Consider the following 19,598-nt stretch of genomic DNA (forward strand, 5'->3'; position numbering starts at 1 on the left):
CCCCCCGCCGGTATCCCACGCAAGTGTCGATCCGACTTGACTTGATACCCCCCAGGGGTATGGTGAAGTGCAGTGGAGGTTCCCGATCACGTCACCCTGGACGCCCCGCGTACGGGAGAGCAGGAGAGCAGTCATGAACACCGGAGTGAAGATCACTGCCTTTGCCGCCGCGCTCGCCGCGACCTTCGGGACCGCGTACGGGGTCGGCAAGGGGGTCGGCCCCGTCGAGGAGCCGAAGAAGGCGGAGCACGCGGGCCATTCGCAGGCCGCCCCCGCGGCGGAGGGCGGTGGCCACGGCGGACACGCCGAGGCGGCGAACGCGCCCGCGGCCGGCGGCCTGCAGGTCTCCGAGGGCGGCTACACCCTCGCCCTGGACACCCCGACCCCCGCGCTCGGCACGAGCACGCTGAAGTTCTCGATCAAGGACGCGGCGGGCCGGAAGGTCACCGCGTTCACCACCGAGCACGGCAAGGAGCTGCACTTCATCGTCGCCTCGCGCGACCTGACGGTCTTCCGCCACCTGCACCCGGTGAAGGCCGCCGACGGCACCTGGTCGGTGGCCGCGGACCTGCCGGCGGCGGGCGCGTACAAGGCCTTCGCGGACTTCAAGCCCGCGGTGAAGGGCGCCAAGGGCGTGACGCTGGGCGTGGACCTGTCCGTCCCGGGTGCGTACACCCCGAAGGCGATGCCGCCCGTGACGCCGACCGCCGAGGTCGACGGCTACCAGGTGCGCCTCGGCGGCACGCTGGACCCGGGCGAGGCGGGGGAGCTGCGGCTCACGGTCACGAAGGCCGGGAAGCCCGTCACGGACCTGGAGCCCTACCTCGGCGCGTACGGGCACCTGGTCGCGCTGCGCGGCGGCGACCTCGCCTACCTCCACGTGCACCCGAACGAGGGCGGCCCCGGCCCGGACGTCTCCTTCACGGCGACCGCGCCGAGCGCGGGCACGTACCGCCTGTTCCTCGACTTCCAGCACGAGGGGAAGGTCCGTACGGCCGCCTTCACGGTCCGCGCGGGAGCGGCCGCCGCGGGTGCGGGCGGGGCCGCCGGTGGAACGGGTGCGGCGCCGCACGATGCGGCGGGCCACGCGCACGGCTAGTCTGGACATTGGACTAGACCTGTACCGTGCGATCCGTGGAGGAATGGGCTCAATGAGCAACCGTGCAGTGCTGGAGGTGATCGCCCTCGACGAGGAGGACGCGGTCGCCGCCCAGGCCGGTGGGGCGGACCGCCTCGAGCTGGTCACCGACATGGCGGCGGACGGGCTCACCCCGTCCACGACCGGCTTCGCCGCGATCCGCGCCGCGGTGGACATCCCGCTGCGCGTGATGCTCAGGCTGACGGACGGCTTCGCGGCGGGGGACGCCGAGCACGTGGCCGCCCTGGTGACCCGGGCGGGCGAGCTCCGGGAGGCGGGCGCGGACGAGTTCGTCCTCGGCTTCCTGACCCCCGACGGCGACCCGGACCTGGTGGCGGTGGAGCGCCTCATCGCCGTTCTGGACGGCTGCAGTTGGACCTTCCACCGGGCGATCGACCGCGCGGCCGACCGCGACGCCCTGCGCAAGCAGCTCGCCGACCTGCCGGGCCTCGACACCTACCTCACGGCGGGCGCGGCGACCGGCGTCGACGACGGCCTCGCCACCCTGAGGGCGGAGGCGGCCCGCGCGGGCGAACCGGGCTACGAGCCGCAGATCCTGGTCGGCGGCGGCCTCCGCCTCGACCACCTCCCGACCCTGCGCGCCGCCGGCCTCACCGCCTTCCACATCGGCGGCGCCGCCCGCCCCGAGGGCTGGACGGCCCCGGTCTCCTCGGCGGCGGTGCGGACCTGGCGCGAGGCGGTGGACGCGTAGGCGTACGGCGCGGACCGCGCCGCGCGCCCCGGAAACGCCGGAGGCGGCGTACCCCGACGCGATGTCGGAAGGTACGCCGCCTCGAGGCGCGGTCACGGTGCTCACTTCGTGTCGTCGAACTTCGACGTGGCCCAGAAGTAGCCGAGGACGGCGAGGCCGAGGCACCAGGCGACGGCGATCCAGCCGTTGTTGCCGATCTCGGTGCCGAGGAGCAGCCCGCGCAGGGTCTCGATGGCGGGGGTGAAGGGCTGGTACTCGGCGATCGGCCGGAACCAGCCCGGCATCGCGTCGACCGGGACGAAGGCACTGGAGATCAGCGGCAGGAAGATCAGCGGCATCGCGTTGTTGCTCGCGGCCTCCGCGTTCGGGCTGATCAGCCCCATGCCGACGGCGATCCAGGTGAGCGCGAGGGCGAAGAGGACGAGGAGCCCGAAGGCGGCCAGCCACTCCAGGGCGGTGGCGTCCGTGGAGCGGAACCCGATCGCCACGCCGACGGCCCCGACGAGGACCACGCTGGCGACCGACTGCAGGACGCTGCCGACGACGTGTCCGACGAGGACCGAACCGCGGTGGATGGCCATGGTGCGGAAGCGGGCGATGATGCCCTCGGTCATGTCGTTGGAGACGGAGACCGCGGTGCCGATGGTGGTGCTGCCGATGGTCATCAGCAGCAGACCGGGCACGAGGTAGGCGATGTAGTCGGCGCGGTCGCCGCCCCCGATGCCCGCGCTCATGGTGTCGCCGAAGATGTAGACGAAGAGCAGCAGCAGCATGATCGGCGTGAGCAGCAGGTTCAGCGTGAGCGACGGGTAGCGCCTGGCGTGCAGCAGGTTCCGCCGGAGCATCGTCTTCGAGTCGCGGACGGCGAGGGAGAGGGAACTCATCGGACGGACTCCTTGGACTGGGCGGGGACGGCGGCGGCGCCGGTGAGGGCGAAGAACACGTCGTCGAGGTCGGGGGTGTGCACGGTCAGTTCGTCGGCCTCGATCCCGGCCGAGTCCAACCGGGAGAGCAGGGCGCGCAGTTCGCGCTGGCTGCCGTCGCCGGCGATCTGCAGGGCGAGGGCCTCGTCGTCGCGCGTGGCTCCGGAGAGGGCGCCGGCGGCACGCTGATAGGCGAGGGGGTCGGTGAAGCGGAGCCGGACGTGTCCGCCGGGGATCATCCGCTTGAGCTCCTCGGCGGTGCCCTCGGCGGCGATCCTTCCGTCGTTCAGGACCGCGATGCGGTCGGCGAGTTGGTCCGCCTCCTCCAGGTACTGGGTGGTGAGGAAGACGGTCACGCCGCCGGTGACGAGCTCGCGGATGATCTGCCACATGTTGTGCCGGGACCGCGGGTCGAGGCCGGTGGTCGGCTCGTCGAGGAAGATGATCCGCGGGTCGCCGACCAGGGTCATGGCGATGTCGAGGCGGCGCTTCATGCCGCCGGAGTAGGTGGAGGCCGGCTTCTTCGCGGCCTCCGTGAGGTCGAAGCGCTCCAGCAGTTCGGCGGTGACCCGCCGCCCCTCGCTCCTGGACAGGTGGTGCAGGTCCGCCATCAGGAGCATGTTCTCCTCGCCGGTGATCAGGCCGTCGACGGCGGAGAACTGCCCGGTGACGCCGATCGAGGAGCGCACGGCCTGCGGGTCGGCGGCGAGGTCGTGGCCGCCGACGCTGATCGGCCCGCTGCCGGCCCCGGGGGAGACGAGGGTGGAGAGGATCTTGACGACGGTGGTCTTGCCGGCGCCGTTGGGGCCGAGCAGGGAGAAGACCGTCCCTTCCTCGACCGCCAGATCGACGCCGTCGAGCACGACCTTGTCGCCGTAGGACTTGCGCAGCCCGCTCGCTGCGATGGCCGGCTTGCTCATGAGGGGTTCTCCTTGGAGGGCTTCGGGGGTCGGTTACAGGCTGCGGGCGGTGATGTCGCCGTAGGCGGTGGTCGCCCGGAGGGTCAGGCCGGCGCCGGCGCCCTCGCTGTTCCGCAGGGCGTTGTGGATCCGGCCGTGGGCGGTGCCGGCGTCGAGGGTCGCCGAGACCCCGTGGGCGGCACCCACCTCGATGTCGCCCTTCGAGGTGCGCAGGGTGACGGTGCCGCTGACGGCCTCGACGACGCGGAGGTCGCCGGCCTGGGTGCTGATCTCGGCCGGTCCGCCCAGGCGCCCGATCGTGATGTCGCCGGCCTGCACGGTGAGACGGGCACTCGCGGCGTCCTCGATCGTCACGGTCGCCTGCGCGCCCTCGAACTCGACCTCGCCGAGCGGCCCTTCGCCGCGGAGCTCGGCGGCCGCCGCCCTGGCCTCGACCCGGGAGCCGGCCGGCAGCCGTACGGTCACCCGGACGGACCCGGAGTCGCCCAGGATCCGGTGCCCCCCGTCCGGGACCGCGATCCGCAGCTCACCGTCGGCGTACCGGACCTCGACCCGCTCCGCAGCCTTCACGTCACGGCTCTTGGCGGCGTTCGCGGGAAGGACCTCGACGGTGGTGTCGGCCCGGTCGCCGGCGAGGAAGGTGAGGAGCCCGGCGGGGATGTCGAGGACGGTGGTGATCGGGGCGGGGGTGTCGAACTTCTGCATGGTGTTCTCCTTGTTCCGAGCGCTGCGCTCGTCGTTTCTGACATCGGAAACACTACGTTGCGTTCAAGAACTGGGCAACGGATTCGTTGCGAGAGAAGTATATAAGTGCAGGTCAGAGTATTTAAATCGTTGCAACGCTTATGAATCTAACGCAACATCCCGCTCGCGCTCGTTGCAACAGGTGAAGAGTGAACGCTATGCGGCGGACGCCACCCGCGGAAAAGGGGAGGCCGACCGCTGTCGATTCGGGCGTGTCCCGTTCGACGTCAGGATGTGCGGCGCCGCGCCGCGCGATGATGCGGCAGGACCTGACGAGGAGACACATGGATCAGCTGCTGAGAGTCATGAACTTCAACGTCTCGAGCGACGGCGTCGCTGCCGGTGAGCACCAGAGCCTCGAGAGGCCCTTCGGCTTCGACCATCCCGAGGAGCTGTTCGCCTGGGCCGGTGCCACGGCGAGCTGGCCCATGCGCACGGATCCCGGAGGGAGCCGGGGGCTCGACGACTACTTCACGCGGGACTTCGCCCGCAACATCGGCGCCGAGATCATGGGCCGCAACAAGTTCGGACCCCAGCGCGGGCCCTGGCAGGACCACGAGTGGCGCGGCTGGTGGGGCGACGAGCCCCCGTTCCGTACGCCGGTGTTCGTCATGACCCACCACACGCGTCCCTCGTTCACGCTCTCCGACACCACGTTCCACTTCGTCGACGCCGACCCCGCCACGGTCCTCGAGCGGGCACGGGAAGCGGCGCAGGGCAAGGACGTCCGGCTCGGGGGAGGGGTCACCACCGTCCGGGAGTTCCTCGACGCCGACCTCGTCGACACCCTTCACGTGGCGGTGTCGCCGGTCGAGCTCGGGTCCGGACTGCGGCTCTGGGAGTCCCCCGAAGAGCTGCTCGACCGGTTCCACCTGGAGGTCGTGCCCAGCCCCAGCGGCGTGACGCACCACCTGTTCTGGCGGAGGTGACGCGGGCGCCCACCAGGGAGTCGGCGCGGTGTCACCGCGCGCCGCGCCGCGCGGTGACGGGGCGGGGCGGTGCTGGTGGGCGCCGTGGTCCGGTTCCGTGACCGGGCACGGGCGAGGGGCGGCGGAGGGGTGGCAGGTGCGGGCGGGGCTTCCCGGTCGGCTGCCGAGGCCCCCGCGGAGTGAGCGGAATAAGCCGTGGCGACTCGGGCCGCGCCGCCGTTAGCCTCCCGCGCATGACATCCACTCCCCTCGACGCGAGTCTCGTACGCCGGCTGGTCGCCGCCCAGTTCCCGCAGTGGTCCGGGCTCCCCGTACGAGAGGTCGCCTCCGCCGGGACCGACAACGCGATGTTCCGGCTCGGCGACGGGCTCGTCGTGCGGCTGCCCAAGGCGGACTGGGCGGTGGGACACGTGGAGAAGGAGCAGCGCTGGCTGCCGAGGATCGCGCCGGGACTGCCGCTGGCCGTGCCCGTGCCCGTCGGGGCCGGACTGCCCGGGGAGGGGTTCGGGCAGTCGTGGTCCGTGTACGAGTGGCTGGACGGGCGGGACGCCTACACCGCGCCGGTGGAGGATCTCGCGCAGGCCGCCGTGGAGTTGGGGCGCTTCGGCGCCATGCTGAGGGAGGCCGACGCGGCCGGGGGACCCGTGTCCCCCCGCAGCGGGCCCGTCACCGCATGGGAGGGCGGAGCCATGGCCGGGGCCCTGCGGGACCTCGCCGACGACGGGACGCTCGACGGTGAACTGGCCACCGTGGCCTGGGAGTCGGTGCTCCGGCTGCCGCAGTGGGAGGACGAGCCGGTCTGGATCCACGGCGACCTGCTCCCCGGCAATCTGCTCACCCGCGACGGACGTCTCAGCGCCGTCATCGACTTCGGTGCCCTCGGCGTCGGCGATCCTGCCTGCGACATGATGGCCGCCTGGACCCTGTTCACCCCGGAGACCCGGCCCCTCTTCCGCGAGGCCGCCCAGGTCGACGACGCGACCTGGGCGCGCGGGCGCGGCTGGGCGCTGTGCTGGGGGATCGTGACGGAGCACTACTACCGGGGGAAGAACCCGGTCCTCGCCGACGTCGCCCACCGCTCCTGGACCCAGGCCCTGCCGGAGTACGCGCCGCTGCCCGGCCGGGCGGCCCCGTCCGCCGGCCGTTAGCGGGACGCAAGCGGGGCGGCAGCGGTACGGCAGGGCGGGGGAGGAGCCTGGGGCCCGCACCGTCGAACCGGTGTGATCCGTCGCGGCGGCCGACCACCGTCGCGATCCGTCACGGCGGCTGACCACCGCCGTTGATCCCGGACAGGAGTCCCATGTCTCGATCCTCCTCCCGCGATGTCCGCGGCGGGCCGCGACGCCACGCGCGCCGGCTGGCGCGCCTCGTGACGGCCTGTGTCGCCGCGGGTGCGGCACTGTTTCCGACCGGTCCCGCCGTGGCGAGCGGGACGACCTACACCGACGCCTACAGCAATCTCGGGCCGGCGAACCGGGCCGACTGGATGAAGGGCCTCGCGAGCGACACGTGGCTCGCGGCGGTGTCCCTGCCCGGCACCCACGACACGCTCTCCATCCACGGGGGCCCGGCCGCGCAGACGCAGGAGGACTTCGGGGACAGCGCGAACACCCTGACGGCGCAGCTGGAACGAGGGATCCGCGCCATCGACATACGGGTCCGCGTCACGGAGAACCGCTACTTCGTGGTCCATCACGGCTCGGCCTACCAGCAGGCCAACTTCGACGACGTCCTGAGCAAGGCGCAGGCCTTCCTCGGCCAGCACAAGGGCGAGACGATCGTGATGCGGCTGAGGGCCGAGTGTCCTCGTAGCGGCGGCGGCGCCTTCGACTGCAAGAACGACCCGGACACGGTCGACAGCAGGAGGCTCGAAGAGATCTTCGGCAGCTACGTGTCCCGGTACCCCGGCCTCTTCTACAGCCCGTCGGTCGCCAAGGGCAGGACGGGGGTCCCCCGGCTCTCGCAGGTCCGCGGAAAGATCGTGCTGGGCAGCTTCGACGGGCTCGACGTCGACGACTACGGGATCAGGACCTTCAACGACCACAAGGAGGACACCTGGAACGCCTCCCACCCGGAGAAGAAGTGGGGGTACGTCAGGGACAACATCGAGCGGGCGGTCCGCGACGGCAGCGGTGAGATGTTCGTGACGTACACCTCCGCGTCCACCGTTCCCGACCTCTCGCCGGCCATGTTCGCGGGCGGTTGGGGGTGGCACAACCAGCAGCCCGCCGTTCACGGCGTCAACTACCGGTTCATGCAGTACCTGAACAACGGTGGCGGCAACGGGCACCTCGGCGTCGTCATGATGGACTTCCCCGGCTGGGCCCTGGTGGACAACATCATCGCCCGCAACCAGGGCCAACTCGTCACGGCCGGCCACCAGGCGATCTGGCAGGTCAGGGCCGACAAGACGTATGCCGACACCAAGTACGGCCGGTGCATGGTGCGCGGGCCCGAGTTCGACAGTTCCAGGACGGGGGGCCTGGTCACCCAGCGCGCGTGCCAGTCGACTGCGCCCAGCAGCCACCAGTGGGGGGCCGAGCGCCCCTCCTCGTTCGACGGCAAGGGCTACTACTGGATCAAGGCGAGCAACGGCAAGTGCCTGACGGTCCCGTACAACAACGGCACCCCGCCGGGGGCCGGTACCCAGCTGTTCTGGTGGGACTGCGAGACCCGCTGGTTCTCGGGCAGCCAGATGTGGAACGTCGTTCCGACCTCCGTCGAGGTGGCGGGCGAGCGCAGGGCGGCCTACAGGTTCGTCAACAACTGGACGGGCCTGTGCCTGTCGGTGGACCCGGCCACCGCCGCCACCTCGGGCGGCAAGGTCACCCAGGACACCTGCCCGAAGTGACGGCCGGCCCCGCCGTCTGATCACGGTCGCCCCGGCAGCGGTGCTGCCGGGGCGACCCGGATCCCGCCGGTCGGCTAGCCCAACTGCGCTGGGAGGTCCGTCGCGTGAACGACCGTCAGGCCGGAGACCGCGCGGGTCAGCGCCACGTACAGGCGCCGCAGGCCGGTGCGCTCGTCCGGTTCGCCGTCGACCACGGCGGCCGGCTCGTCCAGGACGACGTAGTCGTACTCCAGGCCCTTCGCCAGCGAGGCCGGCACCAGGGTCAGGCGGGACGCGGCGGTGGTCTCCTCGCCGGGCGACAGGTGGGCGAGGCCGGCGGCCCCCAGGGCCTCGGCCAGCGGGGCGATCCGCGCGTCCGCGGCGATCAGGCCGATCGAGCCCTCGTGCGCCAGGGCCGCGACGCAGGCCGCGACCACGTCCGCGTCCAGCGCCTCCGGGGCCGTCCGCCGCACCTCCAGCGAGCCCGGGTTCTCCCGCACCGACTCCACCGGCGCCAGCCCCGGCGACATGTGCGGCAGCAGCCGCGAGGCGTACGCGATGACCTCGCGCGGCACGCGGAAGCCGGCCGTCAGCTCCTCCACGACCGCCTGGGGCTTGCCCAGGTGCGCGAGCGCCTGCGTCCAGTCGGCGGTGGCCCACGGGGTGGTGCCCTGGGCGAGGTCGCCGAGGACGGTCGCCGAACCCGTCGTGCAGCGCCGCCCGACCGCCCGGTACTGCATGGGCGAGAGGTCCTGCGCCTCGTCGAGGACCACATGGCCGAGCGAGTGGGTGCGCTCCACCAGGTCCCGTGCCTCGTCGACGAGGACCGCGTCGGCCGCCGACCACTTCGCCGTCTTCACGCTCCGGTACGGCTTCGCCCACAGAAGGAGCTTCTGCTCCTCGTCGTCGAGGATCCCCGCCGCGTGCTCCGCCAGGAACTCGGCGTCGCCCAGCAGGCGCAGGACCAGCTTGGCCGGCTCCACCTCCGGCCAGCACTCCTTCACGACGGCCTTGACCGCCGCGTTGCGCGCGACCGCGTTCTGCACCCGGTCGTCGGGCGCCTCGCCCGCCTGCTCCATCCGTACGAGCACGGCGTGCGCGATGCGCTGCGGCAGGGCCTCCCGAGCCGCCCCGTACCGGATGTCGCGTTCCGTCAACTCGCGCACGATCTCTTCCAGTTCGTACGCCGGTACGCGCCAGCGACGCGAGCCGCGCACCACCATCAGCGGCTCCGTCGGCAGCGTCACGTGCGACCGGACCGCCCGCCGCAGCACCTCGGCCATCCGGGCGTCGCCCTTGACGACGGCGGTCGCCGCCTCGTCCGTACCGCGCACCTCGACGTGCGCGACGAGGTCGTCCACCGTCGCCTGCTGCACCTCCAGCTCACCCAGGGCCGGGAGCACCTGCTCGATGTAGTGGAGGAAGGAGCGGTTCGGTCCGATGACGAGCGTGCCGGTGCGGGCGAGGCGTTCCCGGTGGGCGTACAGCAGGTACGCGACACGGTGCAGGCCCACGGCCGTCTTTCCGGTGCCCGGGCCTCCCTGGACGCAGATCGTTCCCGACAGGTCGGAGCGGACGATCTCGTCCTGCTCGGGCTGGATGGTCGCGACGATGTCCCGCATCGGGCCGACGCGGGGCCGCTCGATCTCGGCCTGGAGCAGCCGGCTGGTCCGTTCCAGCTCCTGAGGATCGGAGAGGTGCTCGTCCTCGTACGCGGTGAGGTCGCCGCCCGTGTAGCCGAACCGGCGGCGCAGCCCGACGTCCTGCGGGTCCTTCTTCGACGCCCGGTAGAACGGCTGCGAGACCGGCGCACGCCAGTCGATCACCATCGGGTCGCCGACGGCGTCGTGCACGTGCCGTCGGCCGATGTAGAAGCGCTGGCCCTCCTGCGTGGTGTGCAGGTAGTCGAGCCGACCGAAGAACAGGGGCGTGTCGGCGAGGTCGGCGAGCGCCTTGATGCGCTCCTCGATCTGGCGGGTGAGGACGACCGAGTTGACCCAGTTGGCGGTGACGTCCTTGATGTCGAGCGACTCCACGTCCTCCCGCATCGCGCGCAGGGCGGCGCGTGACTCGGTGAGGTGCGCACGCTCCCGCGCGAGCGGATCGTCTGCTGGGGACGTTACGGACACGGTGAAGCCTCCGGGTCGGGTACGCGGACACGTCAAGGTGGCCGCCGGTTTCCGACCGGACGGCAGCGCTCCACGAGCGGGAGGCGGGGAAGCAGGCGAGTGTAGCCCCACGGTCCTCCCGCGCGCGAACGGATTTCCCTCGCCGGCGGGGCGACCGGCCGGCGCCTCCGGCCGGCGGCTCCGGGCGGCGGCTCCCGCCCGCGCGCTCCGCCCCGCGCGCGGAGGCCGACCCCGGTGACGCGGCGAGGCAGGCCGCCGGGACGCGCGGAGACTCACGGTGACGCGCGGAGGCCGACCCCCCGGTGACGCGGCGAGGCCGGCGCCCTTTCGGGTGCCGGCCTCGCCGCGCGGAACGGTGTGCTGTGCGGGATGTGCCTCAGGCGGCCGGTACGACCTCGTCCTCGCGCTCGGCGCCCTCCTGCGCGTCCCGGGCCGTCTCCGTCTCCGCCGGGGTCGCGTTCTTCCCGCCCCGCATGACCACGACCGCGAGCAGCGCGGCGGCCAGGACGCCGACGGCGCTGACGGTGAGCGTGGTGGACATCGCGGAGGTGAAGGCCTCCTTGGCGGCGTGGGCCAGGCCCGCGTCGTTCCGGGCGGCGGCCAGTGCACCGCTGATCGACTGCTTGGCCTGCTCCGGGGCGCCGGCCGGCATCTTCGCGGAGAAGGTGCTGGTGAGCAGCGAGCCCAGGATGGCGATGCCGAGCGCGGTGCCGGCCTGCTGGATCGTGTCGTTGAGGGCGGAGCCGACGCCCGCCTTGTCGGCCGGGATGGTGCTCATCAGCGCGCCGACCGCGGCCGGCATGGCCGTGCCGGCGCCGAGGCCGAGCAGGCCGAGGGCGAGGGCGGGGACGGTGAAGCCGCTGTCGGTCGTGACGGTGGTCAGGAGTCCGAAGGAGCCGGCCATCAGGAGCATGCCGGTGAGGATCAGGGCGCGGTGGCCGGCCTTGGAGGCGAGCTTCGCGCCGACACCGTTGCCGATGAGCGCGGCCACGGCCAGCGGGGTGAAGGCGAGACCGGCCTTGACGGGGGAGTAGCCGAGGACGGACTGGAGGTACTGGGTGAGGACCAGGAGCAGACCGCCGTTGCCGATCTGGACCAGGGCGAGCGAGAGCGAACCGCCGCTGAAGTCGCGGTGCCGGAAGAGGACCAGCGGGACCATCGGCGAGGCCGTGACGTTCTCCCAGATCACGAAGCCGGTCAGGGCGGCGACTGCGACGGCCAGGGTGACGAGGCCGCGGCCCTCGAAGGCGCCGTGCTGCGGGATCTCGATGATCCACCAGACCAGGGCGGTCATGCCGACGGCGGAGAGGACGGCGCCGAGCGGGTCGGGCTTCTGCCAGGGGGCCTTGGACTCGGGCATCAGGAGCAGACCGGCGGCGACGGCGAGGACGACGACCGGGACGTTGATGAAGAAGATCGAGTGCCAGGAGAAGTGGTCGATCAGGACGCCGCCGAGCACCGGGCTGCCGACCAGACCGAGCATCGACACCGAACCCCAGGCGGCCATCGCCTTCGGGCGCTCCTCCTCGTCGAAGACGGTGATGAGGATCGACAGGGTCGACGGCATGATCAGCGCACCCCCGACGCCCATGGCCACGCGGACGGCGATGACCTCGCCGGGGGTGGTGCAGAAGACCGCGGCCAGTGAGGCCGCTCCGAAGAGGAGCAGTCCGATGATCATCACCTTGCGGCGGCCGAAGCGGTCGCCGAGGCTCCCGGAGGTCAGCAGCAGGCCGGCGAAGACCAGCACGTAGGAGTCGAGGATCCACTGGATCTGCTGGGGGCTCGCGCCGATGTCCTCGGTCATGGCCGGTACGGCGACGGTCAGCGCCATGCTGTCGACGACCAGGACCAGCGTGCTGAGGCACAGCACGATCAGGATCCACCAGCGGTGCGGACTGCGGGGCTCGGGGCCTGCGGCTGCGGCTCTCATCGGGGTGTCCTTTCCGGACTTCGGGACTTCGGGGCTACGGATCTTCGGGACTTCGGCACTTCGGTGCGTACACCGTTCCGGATGGTGCGCACACTGTTCCGGGCGATGCGAACACCGTACGCTCATGCGTACAGTGTTCGCAAGTCCTGAAGTCTGTACGCTTGATGTGCACGACGTACGCAAAGGAGGCGGGCCGATGGCCGCCGAGAAGAAGCAGCAGCCCATCCCGTCCGTCTGGGCCCGCCGGGCGCGCGAGGCGGAGCAGCCCGCGCTGTCCCAGGAGGCGATCGTCCGCGAGGCGATCGCCATGCTGGACGCGGACGGCACCGAGGCGCTGAGCATGCGGAAGCTGGCCGCCCGGCTGAACGCCGGAGCGACCTCCCTCTACCGCCATGTCGCCACCAAGGACGAGCTGATGGAACTCGCCGTGGACCAGGTCTTCGGGGAGATCGACGTACCGCCGGTCGGCTCCGCGGGCTGGCGGGAGGCGGCCGTCGAGGCCGCCGGGTCCTTCCGGGCGACGGCCCTGCGCCACCCGTGGCTCTCCTCCGTGCTCGGCCAGGCCGGCCTGGCCTACCTCGGCCCCAACCTGATGGCGTTCTCCGAGCGGCTGGCGGCCCTGTTCGTCGACGCGGGCTTCCCCGAGCCCGCGCGCGCGATCGACGCCCTCATCGCCTACGTGGTCGGCATGAGCAGCAGCGAGGCGGCCTGGCTGACCACCGTGGCCAGGTCCGGCGAGACGGAGGCCGGCTTCATCGCCCGCCTGATGCCCGCCGCCCAGCAGGCCGCGGAGGGCCGGGAACACCTGGCCGACGCCTATGCCGAGGCCGCGGTCCGGGAGTTCGACCCGTCCGTCATGCGCGACGCCAAGTTCGCCTACGGCCTGGACGTCATGCTCGACGGCCTGGCGCTGCGCCTGGGGGCGGGGGCTCCGACCGTCGAGTGAGGACCCGTAGGGGTCGGGGTCTGCCTCAAGGTGGACCCTGGCTCCACCCGCAGGTCGATGTGTTCGGAATGTCCGTTTCGGATGATGGTTGCATGACCGCCACCACCCTCACCCCCGCGTCCACCGCCGCCACCACCCTCCCGCACCGCCTCGCCTTCGGACTCCGCGCGATACGGGCCTTCGGCGCAGCCGCCGTCGGCGTCGTCCTGCTCGGCTCGTACGAGGACCACGACGGACGCGCCGGTGTCCGCGACCCCCGCCCCGCGCACCTGAACAGCGCCTGAACAGCGCCGATCGGGCGCCACCTTCCCCCTCCCCGTAGGTCTCCTCACCGCACCGCCGTAACGACGCACCGCCGTGACGACGAACGAGGAGATCATGAATGTGGCGCTGAAGCCGCCGTACGGTGACACGCCGCTCGCCTTCGACCCGAACCCGCGCAACGACCAGGCGAAGATCGTCCTCAACCCGGCGGGCTGAGGACGGCCGACGCGGAAGGGGCCCGCCCCCGCGCGGAAGGGGCCCGACCGGAGCATCCGGGCGGGCCCCACGGCCGCTCACCGCTCGGGTGAGCCGCCGCTCAGGGCGCGAGCAGCTCGCTCGCGTCCACGATCCGGTACGCGTAGCCCTGCTCGGCCAGGAAGCGCTGCCGGTGGGCGGCGAAGTCCTGGTCGATGGTGTCGCGGGCGACGACCGAGTAGAAGTGCGCCTGGTGGCCGTCGGCCTTCGGGCGCAGCACGCGGCCGAGGCGCTGGGCCTCCTCCTGGCGGGAGCCGAAGGTGCCGGAGACCTGGATGGCGACCGTCGCCTCGGGCAGGTCGATCGAGAAGTTCGCGACCTTGGAGACGACGAGCACGCTGATCTCGCCGTTGCGGAAGGCGTCGAAGAGCTTCTCGCGCTGCGCGTTCGACGTCTCGCCCTTGATCACCGGGGCGTCCAGGTGCTCGCCGAGCTCGTCGAGCTGGTCGATGTACTGGCCGATGACGAGGATCTGCTGGCCGGCGAACTTCTTCACCAGGGCCTCGGTGACCCGCCGCTTGGTCGCCGTGGTGGCGCAGAAGCGGTACTTCTCCTCCGGCTCGGCCGTCGCGTACGCGAGCCGCTCCGAGTCGGTGAGGTCGACCCGCACCTCGACGCAGTCGGCGGGCGCGATGTAGCCCTGCGCCTCGATCTCCTTCCACGGCGCGTCGAAGCGCTTGGGGCCGATCAGCGAGAAGACGTCGGACTCGCGCCCGTCCTCGCGCACCAGCGTCGCGGTCAGGCCGAGCCGCCGCCGGGCCTGCAGGTCGGCGGTGAACTTGAAGACGGGGGCCGGCAGCAGGTGCACCTCGTCGTAGACGATGAGCCCCCAGTCGCGGGAGTCGAAGAGCTCCAGGTGGGGGTAGATGCCCTTCCGGCGCGTCGTCAGCACCTGGTACGTGGCGATGGTGACGGGCCGGATCTCCTTGCGCGTCCCGCTGTACTCGCCGATCTCGTCCTCGGTGAGCGAGGTCCGCTTGACCAGCTCGTGCTTCCACTGGCGGGCCGAGACGGTGTTGGTCACCAGGATCAGCGTGGTCGCCTTGGCCTTGGCCATCGCGCCGGCGCCGACCAGCGTCTTGCCGGCGCCGCAGGGCAGCACGACGACGCCCGAGCCGCCGTGCCAGAAGCCCTCGACGGCGTGCTGCTGGTACGGCCGCAGGGACCAGCCGTCCTCGGCGAGGTCGATCCGGTGCGCCTCGCCGTCGACGTAACCGGCGAGGTCCTCGGCGGGCCAGCCCAGCTTGAGCAGGGTCTGCTTGATCTGACCGCGCTCCGAGGGGTGCACGGCGACGGTGTCCTCGTCGATCCGCTGCCCGACCAGCGGCTGCACCTTCTTCGAGCGCAGCACCTCCTCCAGCACCGGCCGGTCGGTGCTGGTGAGCACGAGCCCGTGCGTGGGGTGCTTCGACAGCGTCAGGCGCCCGTAGCGCGCCATGGTCTCGGCGACGTCCACGAGCAGCGCGTGCGGCACCGGGTAGCGCGAGAACTCCACCAGCGCGTCCACGACCTGCTCGGCGTCGTGCCCGGCCGCCCGCGCGTTCCACAGCCCGAGCGGGGTCACCCGGTACGTGTGGATGTGCTCGGGCGCCCGCTCCAGCTCGGCGAACGGCGCGATGGCCCGCCGACAGGCCTCGGCCTGCTCGTGGTCGACCTCCAGCAGGAGCGTTTTGTCACTCTGGACGATGAGTGGACCATTCACGTGTCGTGCATCCCCTTCCACGCGGGCCGAAAGTGGCCAAACATCCAGTCTGCCCGATGCCGGCCGATGTCGGTGGGGGCTGCCACCCTGAACGGGACGGACTGCCGAGAGGGAGGTGGCGAGATGAGCGTCGCGCACGATCCACACTACGGGCCCTGGACGACGGAGGAGATCCTGGCGCTGGGGGAGGACCGCGGGGTACGTCGTGAATTGATGGGGGAAGCGCTCGGGGCCGAGGCCGCCCGGCGCACGTTGATCGAGAAGCCGTTCCCGGTCGAGGTCGCCCCCGGGGCGCTGGTCAGCCCGAAGCGTCGGTGAGCCCGAAGCCGGTCAGCCCGAAGCGTCGGTGAGCCCGAAGCGCCGGTCAGCCTGAAGCGTCGGTGAGCCCGAAGCGACGGTCAGCCTGAAGCGTCGGTGAGCCCGAAGCGCCGGTGACAGGGGGCGTCGCCGTTGCCGCCCGCCCCGTCTCGCGCCCCGCTCACCCCGCCGTCGTCCGCACCAGCGCGTTGTGGCCGATCGCGTTGTGGACCGTGAAGCTCACCGCGTCCGGGCGGTAGCGGTCGTCGGACCATTCGACGGGGCGACCGTCGTGGGTGGTGGTGACGCGGCGGACGCGCAGCAGGGGGCTGGTGCGGCGAACGGCGAGGAGGACGGCGTCCTGGGCGCCGGCGGCGACCGCGTCGATGACGTGCTCGCCGTGGGCGAAGACCAGGCCCGTCTCGTCGTAGAGGCGCTGGGTGACCGAGGCGCAGTCGGGGGCGATGGCCTCGACCGCCGGGGAGATCCAGTCGGCGTAGACCGTGCGCTCGACCAGGACCGGCTCGCCGTCGAGGCCGCGGACGCGCAGCACGTTGAGCAGCGGGACGCCCTCGGCGAGGTGGAGGCGGGCGGCGTCCTCCGGGGTGGCCGGGCGGTACTCCTGGGCGACGACGTGGCCGGTGGCCTCGCGGCCTATCGCCTGCGCCCACTGGGCGAAGCTGCGCAGCTCGGCGAAGCTCTGGCTGCGCCGGCCGGCCAGCACCACCCGGCGGGCGCCCTGCCGGGAGCCGATGAGGCCCTCGGCGGTCAGGGCGGCGACGGCCTGGCGGACGGTGCCGCGGGACACGCCGTACTGGGCGGCGAGTTCGGTCTCGGCGGGCAGCCGGGCGCCGACCGGGTCGGGCTCGCAGGCCCAGATGTCCGTGGCCGTCTCCGTGCTCAGTCTCCTCGTCACCTGGGTGCTGCTCCTGGCCCTCGCCGGGGCCGGCGGCCGCGCCCCCGGCGCCCGCCGCACCCGTACCGCCAAGGGATAACCATGACCGTCACCACCACCGACGTCACGACCGGCGCCGTCGCCGCCGAGGCCGCGACCGTCGAGTTCCGGGGCCTGCGCCGGCAGTTCGGGGCGACCACCGCCCTCGCCGGGCTCGACATGACCGTCGCACCCGGCGAGCTGCTCGCCCTGCTCGGCCCCTCCGGCTGCGGCAAGACCACCGCCCTGCGCATGCTCGCCGGCTTCGAGACCCCCGACTCCGGCGCGGTGCTCGTCGACGGCCAGGACATCACCCAGGTGCCCGCCCACCGGCGCGACGCGGGCATGGTCTTCCAGTCGTACAGCCTCTTCCCCCACCTCGACTGCGTCGACAACGTGGCCTTCGGGCTGCGCATGCGCAAGGTCGGCAAGGCCGAACGGCACCGGCAGGCGGCCGAGTTGCTGGAACTCGTCGGCCTCGGCGACAAGGGCGGCCGCTACCCCCACCAGCTGTCCGGCGGCCAGCAGCAGCGCGTCGCGCTCGCCCGCGCGCTCGCCCTGCGCCCCCGCGTCCTGCTCCTCGACGAGCCGCTGTCGGCGCTCGACGCCAAGGTGCGGCTCACCCTGCGCGACGAGATCCGCCGCATCCAGCGCGAACTCGGCATCACCACCCTCTTCGTGACGCACGACCAGGAGGAGGCGCTGTCCATGGCCGACCGGGTCGCCGTGATGCGGGCCGGCCGTCTCGAGCAGTGCGCCCCGCCCGCCGAGCTGTACGGGCGCCCGGCGACGGCCTTCGTCGCCGAGTTCGTCGGCACCATGAGCCGGATCCCCGGGCACCTCGACGGCAGCACCGTCGACGTGCTCGGCCGCCGGCTCCCCGTCGACGGCGAGGCCCCCGCGGCGGGCGAGGTCGACGTGCTCGTGCGGCCCGAGGACCTGCGGGTCACCACGGAGGGCGCGTGCTCGGCCAGGATCGTGGCGACGGCCTTCCTCGGGGCGACCACCCGGCTGACCGTACGGCTCGCCGACGCCACCGAGGTCAAGGCGGATCTGCCCACCCATGAGGCGGCCGCCCTCGCGGCGGGGGATGCTGTGACGGTGACCCCGCGCGAGCGCCCGGTCCTCGTCGCGGCCCGCGCCGCCTGAGACCGCGGCTCGCGCGACAACTGGACCGGTGGCGCGAGCCGCCCCTCGGGCGGTCCGCACCGCGGCACCTGACCGGTGGTGCGGACTGCCCGACTCGTACGACACGCAAGAGAAAGCGAACAGAGTGACCAGCGAACTCCGCCTGCAAGCCGTCCTGTTCGACATGGACGGCACGCTCGTCGACACCGAGGGCCTGTGGTGGGAGGCGGTGGAGCAGGTCGCGGGCCGCCCGCTGACCGAGGCCGACCGCCCGGACGTCCTCGGCCGCCCGGTCGAACACACCGCGGCGTGGCTGGCGGCGGCGGGCGGCGTCACCGCCGACAGCGGCGTTCCCGTCCCGGCCGACGAGCTCGCGGCCGCGCTGCACCGGGAGTTCGCCGACCGGGTACGGGCCGGTGTCGTGCCGCGGCCCGGTGCGCTCGCGCTGCTCGCCGCGCTCGCCCGGGACGGGGTGCCGACCGCCCTGGTCACGGCCTCGCCCCGGGCCGTCGCCGACACCGTGCTCGGCGCCCTCGGGGCGCTCGGCGCGCCGGAGTTCGCCGTCTCGGTCACCGCGGACGACACCGGGCGCACCAAGCCCGAGCCCGACCCGTACCTCGCCGCCTGCCGTGCCCTCGGCGTCGACCCCGCGCACTGCGTGGCCGTCGAGGACACCCCCACCGGAGTCGCCTCCGCCGAGGCGGCGGGCTGCGTGGTGCTCGCGGTCCCTTCGGTCACCCCGATCGACGCGGCGCCCGGCCGGACGGTCCTGGACGGACTGACCGACGTCACTCCCGACCGGCTGCGGGCCGTGGCGGGTCGCCGTCTCACCGTCATGAGCTGGAACCTGTGGCTCGGCGGTGCGATGGTCGGGGACCACCGGGCCAAGCAGCTCGCCGCGATCCGCGCGTCGGGCGCGGACGTCGTCGGGCTCCAGGAGACCGGCGGCACCGCGACCCAGGAGCTGGCCGAGGCGCTGGGCTGGCACCACCACCACGCCGGCGAGAACCTCGGCATCCTCAGCCGCCACCCGATCGTCGCCCGACTCGGCGACCCGGACGTCGGCTTCTACGGTGCGGCGGGCACCCGGGTCCTCGTCGACGGGGAGCACGAGGTGGACGTGTGGACGGCCCACCTCCATCCCACCCCGTACGGGCCGTACGAGGCGGCCTTCGACGGGCTGCGGGACGCCGAGCTGATCGCCCACGAGGACGTGCGGCTGGCGCAGATGCGGGACACGCTGCAGCGGATCGCCAAGGAGGCGGGGGAGGACCGGCCGGTCGTCCTGGTCGGCGACTTCAACGCGGCCTCGCACCTCGACTGGCCCGACGTCGCCTGGCCGGTGACGAAGTCCGCCGAGGAGGCCGGGCTCCGCGACTCCTACCGGGAGGCCCGTCCCGACCCGGTGCGGGACCCGGGCCACACCTGGTCGCCGGTCCACCCCGTCCACCCGGAGGAGGGCGAGCGGGCCGGGCGCCCCGAGCCGCAGGACCGCATCGACTACGTCCTGCACAACGCCCGCGGCCTGCGCGTCCTCGACTCCCGCACGCTGGTCACGGGCACGCCCGCGCCGTGGCCGGACGTGGCGGCGAACGCGTGGCCGTCGGACCACGCGGCGGTGGTGACGACCTTCGCCCGCTAGGTCGTGTCCGTGGAGTCCCGCCCGGCTCGCGACGTCTGGCACCCACGCTCGCCGCGTCGTCGGGACGGCCCGGGTACGCCCGGTACGGGGGCGCCCCTCCGACAGGGCGGTCGCACGTACCGGACGCCGCGAGCCGCCCTGCGGGCGGGCGGCGCTCCACCTCGCGGACACG

General features: G+C 72.7%; 18 protein-coding genes. 11 read left to right on the top strand and 7 right to left on the bottom strand.

All coding sequences use genetic code 11. From position 1 onward, the window contains the following. The first annotated feature begins 133 nt into the window (after positions 1-133). Complete coding sequence (locus AB0M16_RS00185; RefSeq protein ID WP_365337053.1) at positions 134-1,099, top strand: hypothetical protein; 966 nt, start codon at positions 134-136, stop codon at positions 1,097-1,099. A gap of 52 nt (positions 1,100-1,151) precedes the next feature. Beyond that, positions 1,152-1,850: a copper homeostasis protein CutC gene (locus AB0M16_RS00190; protein WP_365337055.1), complete on the top strand. Its 699-nt coding sequence runs from the start codon at positions 1,152-1,154 to the stop codon at positions 1,848-1,850. Positions 1,851-1,951: 101 nt separating this feature from the next. Here AB0M16_RS00190 and AB0M16_RS00195 read toward each other — a convergent pair whose 3' ends face one another. Genes AB0M16_RS00195 through AB0M16_RS00205 form a run of 3 tightly spaced genes read right to left on the bottom strand, consistent with a single transcriptional unit; the run spans position 1,952 to position 4,398 of the window. After that, positions 1,952-2,734, bottom strand: a complete 783-nt coding sequence (locus AB0M16_RS00195; RefSeq protein ID WP_365337057.1) for an ABC transporter permease — start codon at positions 2,732-2,734, stop codon at positions 1,952-1,954. Beyond that, positions 2,731-3,693 (bottom strand): ATP-binding cassette domain-containing protein, encoded by a 963-nt coding sequence (locus AB0M16_RS00200; RefSeq protein WP_365337059.1) that lies wholly within the window; start codon positions 3,691-3,693, stop codon positions 2,731-2,733. Before AB0M16_RS00200 ends, AB0M16_RS00195 begins: the two co-directional genes overlap by 4 nt. 33 nt (positions 3,694-3,726) lie before the next feature. Then, entirely contained in the window at positions 3,727-4,398 is a 672-nt protein-coding gene (locus AB0M16_RS00205; RefSeq protein ID WP_365337061.1) for a DUF4097 family beta strand repeat-containing protein, read from the bottom strand. Between the two features lie 323 nt (positions 4,399-4,721). Between AB0M16_RS00205 and AB0M16_RS00210 the strand changes: the two genes are divergently transcribed. From AB0M16_RS00210 to AB0M16_RS00220, 3 genes are all read left to right on the top strand, one after another. Continuing rightward, the gene (locus tag AB0M16_RS00210) at positions 4,722-5,366 is read left to right on the top strand and encodes a dihydrofolate reductase family protein (protein WP_365337063.1); all 645 of its coding nucleotides are present in this window, start codon (positions 4,722-4,724) and stop codon (positions 5,364-5,366) included. Positions 5,367-5,599: 233 nt separating this feature from the next. Then, the gene (locus AB0M16_RS00215; RefSeq protein ID WP_365337065.1) at positions 5,600-6,514 is read left to right on the top strand and encodes an aminoglycoside phosphotransferase family protein; all 915 of its coding nucleotides are present in this window, start codon (positions 5,600-5,602) and stop codon (positions 6,512-6,514) included. A gap of 152 nt (positions 6,515-6,666) precedes the next feature. Further along, positions 6,667-8,217 carry a phosphatidylinositol-specific phospholipase C domain-containing protein gene (locus tag AB0M16_RS00220; protein ID WP_365337067.1) on the top strand — a complete coding sequence of 517 codons (1,551 nt, stop codon included), beginning with the start codon at positions 6,667-6,669 and terminating at the stop codon, positions 8,215-8,217. Between the two features lie 74 nt (positions 8,218-8,291). Here the strand turns inward: AB0M16_RS00220 and AB0M16_RS00225 are convergent, their stop codons facing one another. Both AB0M16_RS00225 and AB0M16_RS00230 read right to left on the bottom strand, forming a co-directional pair. Further along, on the bottom strand, positions 8,292-10,325 hold the full coding sequence (locus AB0M16_RS00225; protein ID WP_365337069.1) for a UvrD-helicase domain-containing protein: 2,034 nt from the start codon (positions 10,323-10,325) through the stop codon (positions 8,292-8,294). A 376-nt stretch (positions 10,326-10,701) separates the two neighbouring features. Next, a complete protein-coding gene (locus tag AB0M16_RS00230) occupies positions 10,702-12,258 on the bottom strand; it encodes an MFS transporter (protein ID WP_365337071.1) in 1,557 nt (518 codons plus the stop codon). A gap of 196 nt (positions 12,259-12,454) precedes the next feature. Here AB0M16_RS00230 and AB0M16_RS00235 point away from each other — a divergent pair, with 196 nt between their 5' ends. The 3 genes from AB0M16_RS00235 to AB0M16_RS00245 all read left to right on the top strand — a co-directional run bounded on the left by AB0M16_RS00235 (position 12,455) and on the right by AB0M16_RS00245 (position 13,684). Further along, complete coding sequence (locus AB0M16_RS00235) at positions 12,455-13,204, top strand: TetR/AcrR family transcriptional regulator C-terminal domain-containing protein (RefSeq protein ID WP_365337073.1); 750 nt, start codon at positions 12,455-12,457, stop codon at positions 13,202-13,204. 92 nt (positions 13,205-13,296) lie between these two features. Continuing rightward, the gene (locus AB0M16_RS00240) at positions 13,297-13,488 is read left to right on the top strand and encodes a hypothetical protein (RefSeq protein WP_365337075.1); all 192 of its coding nucleotides are present in this window, start codon (positions 13,297-13,299) and stop codon (positions 13,486-13,488) included. A gap of 73 nt (positions 13,489-13,561) precedes the next feature. After that, a complete protein-coding gene (locus tag AB0M16_RS00245; protein ID WP_365337077.1) occupies positions 13,562-13,684 on the top strand; it encodes a hypothetical protein in 123 nt (40 codons plus the stop codon). Between the two features lie 100 nt (positions 13,685-13,784). Here the strand turns inward: AB0M16_RS00245 and AB0M16_RS00250 are convergent, their stop codons facing one another. Next, positions 13,785-15,425 carry a DNA repair helicase XPB gene (locus AB0M16_RS00250; RefSeq protein WP_365337079.1) on the bottom strand — a complete coding sequence of 547 codons (1,641 nt, stop codon included), beginning with the start codon at positions 15,423-15,425 and terminating at the stop codon, positions 13,785-13,787. Between the two features lie 123 nt (positions 15,426-15,548). On the opposite strand from AB0M16_RS00250, the gene AB0M16_RS00255 reads away from it, so the two are divergent. Next, positions 15,549-15,743, top strand: a complete 195-nt coding sequence (locus AB0M16_RS00255; protein ID WP_365337081.1) for a hypothetical protein — start codon at positions 15,549-15,551, stop codon at positions 15,741-15,743. A 160-nt stretch (positions 15,744-15,903) separates the two neighbouring features. Here AB0M16_RS00255 and AB0M16_RS00260 read toward each other — a convergent pair whose 3' ends face one another. Beyond that, a complete protein-coding gene (locus tag AB0M16_RS00260; protein ID WP_365337083.1) occupies positions 15,904-16,638 on the bottom strand; it encodes a GntR family transcriptional regulator in 735 nt (244 codons plus the stop codon). 81 nt (positions 16,639-16,719) lie between these two features. Here AB0M16_RS00260 and AB0M16_RS00265 point away from each other — a divergent pair, with 81 nt between their 5' ends. Further along, on the top strand, positions 16,720-17,805 hold the full coding sequence (locus AB0M16_RS00265; protein WP_365337085.1) for an ABC transporter ATP-binding protein: 1,086 nt from the start codon (positions 16,720-16,722) through the stop codon (positions 17,803-17,805). Between the two features lie 124 nt (positions 17,806-17,929). Continuing rightward, on the top strand, positions 17,930-19,426 hold the full coding sequence (locus AB0M16_RS00270; protein WP_365337087.1) for an HAD-IA family hydrolase: 1,497 nt from the start codon (positions 17,930-17,932) through the stop codon (positions 19,424-19,426). Positions 19,427-19,598 lie beyond the last annotated feature (172 nt).

This window comes from Streptomyces sp. NPDC051921 (assembly GCF_040680975.1).
Lineage (GTDB): Bacteria > Actinomycetota > Actinomycetes > Streptomycetales > Streptomycetaceae > Streptomyces.